This window comes from Pseudomonas sp. (genome assembly GCF_049301935.1).
Taxonomy (GTDB): domain Bacteria; phylum Pseudomonadota; class Gammaproteobacteria; order Pseudomonadales; family Pseudomonadaceae; genus Aquipseudomonas.
In genome coordinates this window covers 1-4633 of sequence record NZ_JBAQLP010000085.1, presented here as the reverse complement: position 1 = coordinate 4633, position 4633 = coordinate 1, and the positions used below count along the sequence as shown (strand labels likewise).

Sequence of the window (4633 nt, the reverse complement as noted above, 5' to 3'; positions counted from 1 at the left end):
TACAACATCGACAAGAAGGTCGAGATCATCGTCGAGCACTTCCGCGCCAATATCCGCCATCTGCTCAATGGCCAGGCCAAGGCCATGGTGGTGACCAGCAGTCGCCAGGAGGCAGTGCGTTACCAGTTGGCGGTAAAAGCCTATGTGCAGCAGATGGGCTATGGCGATGTGCATCCGCTGGTGGCGTTCTCCGGCAGCGTGTTGCCGGATGAGGTGATCCCCGAGGAAGTGACGGAAAGCAGCAGCCTGCTCAATACCGGCCTGAATGGCCGTGACCTGGCCGATGCGTTCGACACCCAGGATTTCAACGTGATGATCGCGGCCAACAAATACCAGACCGGCTTCGATCAGCCCAAGCTGTGCGCCATGTACGTGGACAAGAAGCTGCAAGGTGTGGATTGCGTGCAGACCCTGTCGCGGCTGAACCGTACCTTCCCAGCCAAGGAAACCTTCATCCTCGATTTCTTCAACGAGCCGCAGGACATCCTCGACGCCTTCTTGCCGTACTACACCAAGGCCGAGCTGACCGACGTGACCGACCCGCAGATCATCTATGACCTGCAGAAGAAATTGGATGCCGAGGGGATCTATCACTGGCAAGAGGTCGAGGCATTCGCCACGGCCTTCTTCGACCCCAAGGCGGCGGCCAGCAAGCTGAGCTACTACTGCCAGCCGGCCAAGGAGCGCTTTGCCAAGCGTTATGCCTTTAGCCAGGAGTCGCGACTGCACGCGCTGGATTTCAAACGCACGGCTGAGGCCAATGGCGACAGCGCCGGCCTGAAAAAAGCCGAGCACGCGCTGAAGGAAGCCGGCGAGCAGGTTGATCAGTTGGACCTGTTCAAGAAGAACCTGCAGAGCTTTGTGCGCCTGTACGAGTTCCTCTCGCAGATCGTGCCCTATGAGGACCGTGAGCTGGAGCAGCTGTGCGTGTATGCCAAGCATCTGCATCCGCTGCTGCGCATCGATCGCCTGCAAGAAGACGATGTGGATGTGGGCGAACTGCAGTTGACCCACTATCGCCTGAGCAAGCGCGCCGAGCACCAACTGCGGCTAAGCGAAGAAGGTGGCGATTACACGCTCAAACCAGGCAGTGATGTCGGCAGTGGCAAGCCCCATGATCCGGAGAAGAAGCGCCTGTCAGAGATCATCGACGCGCTGAACGATATCTTTGGCGCCGAAGTCAGTGACGAGGACCAGCTGCAATTCCTCACCGGCATCGCCCAACGCATCAGCCGCCAGGAAGACGTGATGGCGCAGGTGAATAGCCACTCGCTCGAACAGGTAATGCACGGCCTGTTCCCCAAGCGGGTGCTGGACACCGTGCTGGACGCCATGACCGACCACGAGAAGCTGTCGCTGGAAGTGCTGGATAACGAGACCAAGAGCCGGGCGTTTGCGCTGGTGATTTTGAAGATGCTGAAGACGGCGGCGGGCGTTGATGAAAATGCACGACGCGGTGCGTGATTGGCTGCCAGCACGGAAAGGGAGTTCCGAATGGCACAAAGCATGTTGCGCACGAGCCATCACCCGGCAAGCTGAAGCAGGCCCTCACGACCTGGCCCCTATTTTAAAATAGGGATTACCAGATTGGCTCTAGGGCGTGGAGCTGAGTTTTTTGGTGATCTTGATATGAGTCCCTGGCTTCAAGGTCCCGTATGGCTCAATCGAGCGAAGGGCAACTCTTTCCGTCTTTGAGACCTTGCACAATTGACCGTCCGCAACCACAAGGACCGTTGCTCCACTCGCTATTGCGGCTTTGTAGGCATTAGCAAATGCACGGCCGGCAATTTTCGGGATGTGCAATTCCTGTGCAGAAATTTGCTTGTCAGTGAGCGGTCTCTTATCCGATTTGCGTGACATGGTCAGCCCTTAAGTGTGATGTGTCATGCCGGCGTTATACCGAGTTACCGTGTTCAATTGCACTCAGTACGCGACGCACCTTAGCAGCCCCCTCATCGGTATCGCATAGCTCGATTGGCTTGGCATTGCCCAGAGTGCGTATTTCGGCCCACCGTGACCGGCTGTTTCGGTAGATCGTGACCGGACATTTCGCTAACGCGTGACCGCTCATTTCGCTATCAACGTGACCGATTTCCAGCCTGCTCCGAAACAGGCGGTCACGACTTACCGAAATCGTCGGTCACGGCTTAGCGAAACGCTTCCACCCCGTTGCGCATGACCTGACGCGACCGTCACCCTCGCCCGATTTCGGGGAGTAGAGGGATGGCGGCGCAGCGAGTAGCCATGCGTAATATCAAAGAATGTCTGCGCCTCAAGTTCGAGGGCGGCCTCTCTCACGAGAAGATCGCCCGGGCCTTGCAGCTGTCCAAGGGCGTCGTCAGTAAGTACGTCACCGCAGCCGCTGAAACCGGGATGGAGTGGCCGGCGCTGGCCGTGCTGGATGAGGTGGCGCTGGCGGCGGCACTGTTGCCCACTGCCAGGGTTCGCCAGACCCGCGGCGAGCGGGTGCTGCCGGATCTGATCACGATCCACCGCGAATTGCGGCGCAAGGGCGTCACCCTGCAACTGCTGTGGGAGGAGTACGTCGCCGCCCATCCCGAGCAGCCGACCTACCGCTATACCCAGTTCGTCGAGCACTACCGCCGCTACGCCAGCACCCTCAAACGCTCGATGCGTCAACAGCACCGGGCCGGCGAGAAGCTGTTCATCGACTACGCCGGCCCGACGCTGCCGGTGATCGACCCGGCCACCGGCGAGATCAGCCGGGCGCATATCTTCGTCGCAGCGCTGGGGGCCTCGAACTACACCTATGCCTGCGCCACGCCGGGGGAAACCCAGGTGGACTGGCTGACCGCGCTGGGTCAGGCATTCAGCTATTTTGGCGGGGTCAGCGAGATGGTGGTGCCGGACAACCCGCGCGCCCTGATCGCCCATCCCGACCGCTACGAGCCGGGCTTGAACCGCGCCGCGCTGGAGTGCGCCCGGCATTACGACACGGTGATGCTGCCGGCGCGGCCGCGTAAGCCGCAGGATAAAGCCAAGGCCGAGGTGGCGGTACAGGTCGTCGAACGCTGGATCATGGCGCGGCTGCGCCACCAGCAGTTCTTCAGCCTGCACGCGCTCAACCAGGCGATTGCCAAGCTGCTGGAGGACTTGAACCAGCGCCCGTTCAAGAAGCTCGATGGCTGCCGCCGGGAGTGGTTCGAGCGGCTCGATCAACCGGTGCTGCGGCCGCTGCCACAGCATCCCTACGAGGTGGTGACCTTCAAGCGCTGCAAGGTCAACATCGACTACCACATCGAAGTGAACGGCGGCTTCTACAGCGTACCCTCGGCCCTGGCCCGGCAGAGCGTCGATGTGCGGCTGAGCGCGCATACCGTGGAAGTCCTGCACGGCAACCGGCGGGTCGCCAGCCACTTGCGACTTCAGCGGCGCGGCGCCTACAGCACCCAGAGCGAACACATGCCGGCCTCGCACAAGGCGCACCGCGAGTGGACGCCGCAGCGCCTGCTCGACTGGGGTGAGCGAATCGGCCCGCAAACCCGGCAGATCGTCGAGCACCAACTGACCCACAAACCGCACCCGGAGATGGGCTATCGCGCCTGCCTGGGCCTGCTCTCGCTGGCGCGCCAGTACGGTAACGCGCGCCTGGAGGCGGCGGCCAGCCGCGCCGTGCAACTGCGGGCGCTTAACGGCCGCACCGTGCGCAACCTGCTCAAGCAAGGCCTCGACCAGCAACCACTGCCCAAGCCCGCGACGCCGGCAGCACAACCCAGCAGTCACGAGAACGTCCGTGGCGCCGATTACTACACCCAAGAGGAGCTGTTCGATGATGACCCAACACACCCTGAGCCAATTGCACCAACTGCGGCTGGGCGGCATGGCCCGAGCACTGGAAGAACAATGGACGCTGCCGGCCAGCCACAGCCTGAGCTTCGATGAGCGCCTCGGCCTGCTGCTCGACCGCGAGCTGGCCTGGCGCGACGACAAGCGCCTGGAGCGGCTGCGTAAACAGGCCAAGCTCAAGTACGCCAGCGCCTGCCTGGAAGACCTCGACCGGCGCCGTGGCCGCACGCTGGACGAGCGCCTGATCGCGACCCTGGCCAGTGGTGACTGGATCCGTCAACGGCACAACCTGCTGCTGACCGGCCCGACCGGCGTCGGCAAGACCTGGTTCGCCTGCGCCCTGGGCCACCAAGCCTGTCGCCAGGGCTACAGCGCGCTGTACCTGCGCACCCCGCGCCTGCTGGAGCAACTGCGCATCGCCCACGGCGACGGTAGCTTCGGGCGCACCCTGCAACAGCTGGCCAAGGTCGATGTCTTGATTTTGGACGACTGGGGCCTGGCGGCGCTGGAGGAAAATGCCCGGCATGACCTGCTGGAAGTGATCGACGACCGCGCCGGCAGCCGCTCCACCATCCTGACCAGCCAGCTTCCCGTCGAGCACTGGCACGGCTGGATCAACGACCCCACGCTGGCCGACGCCTTGCTCGATCGCCTGGTACACAACGCCTACCGAATCGTGATGAAAGGCGAGTCACTACGGAGGAAAAACACGGAGGAAGAAGCCGCATCGTGACCGATGCGGTTAGAATTTAAACCCCGCGCAATCGGGTGAAGCCACCGGTCACGTTGTTAGCGAAATGAGCGGTCACGTTCACCGAAATCCGCA

The 4633-nt window shown here is 62.1% G+C and carries 4 protein-coding genes; 3 read left to right on the top strand and 1 reads right to left on the bottom strand.

Annotation, left to right across the window (positions count from 1 at the left end; genetic code table 11):
- Positions 1-1464: type I restriction enzyme subunit R domain-containing protein (locus WA145_RS12105; RefSeq protein ID WP_422581815.1), on the top strand; the 1464-nt coding region annotated here is incomplete at its 5' end.
- A 430-nt stretch (positions 1465-1894) separates the two neighbouring features.
- Here the strand turns inward: WA145_RS12105 and WA145_RS12100 are convergent.
- Positions 1895-2071, bottom strand: coding sequence for an MbcA/ParS/Xre antitoxin family protein (locus WA145_RS12100; protein ID WP_422581814.1), 177 nt, complete (start codon positions 2069-2071; stop codon positions 1895-1897).
- A 152-nt stretch (positions 2072-2223) separates the two neighbouring features.
- On the opposite strand from WA145_RS12100, the gene istA reads away from it, so the two are divergent.
- The gene (gene istA / locus WA145_RS12095; RefSeq protein WP_011077898.1) at positions 2224-3903 is read left to right on the top strand and encodes an IS21-like element IS1162 family transposase; all 1680 of its coding nucleotides are present in this window, start codon (positions 2224-2226) and stop codon (positions 3901-3903) included.
- Positions 3791-4540 carry an IS21-like element helper ATPase IstB gene (gene istB / locus WA145_RS12090; protein WP_013100941.1) on the top strand — a complete coding sequence of 250 codons (750 nt, stop codon included), beginning with the start codon at positions 3791-3793 and terminating at the stop codon, positions 4538-4540. The genes istA and istB overlap by 113 nt, the downstream gene beginning before the upstream one ends.
- Positions 4541-4633 lie beyond the last annotated feature (93 nt).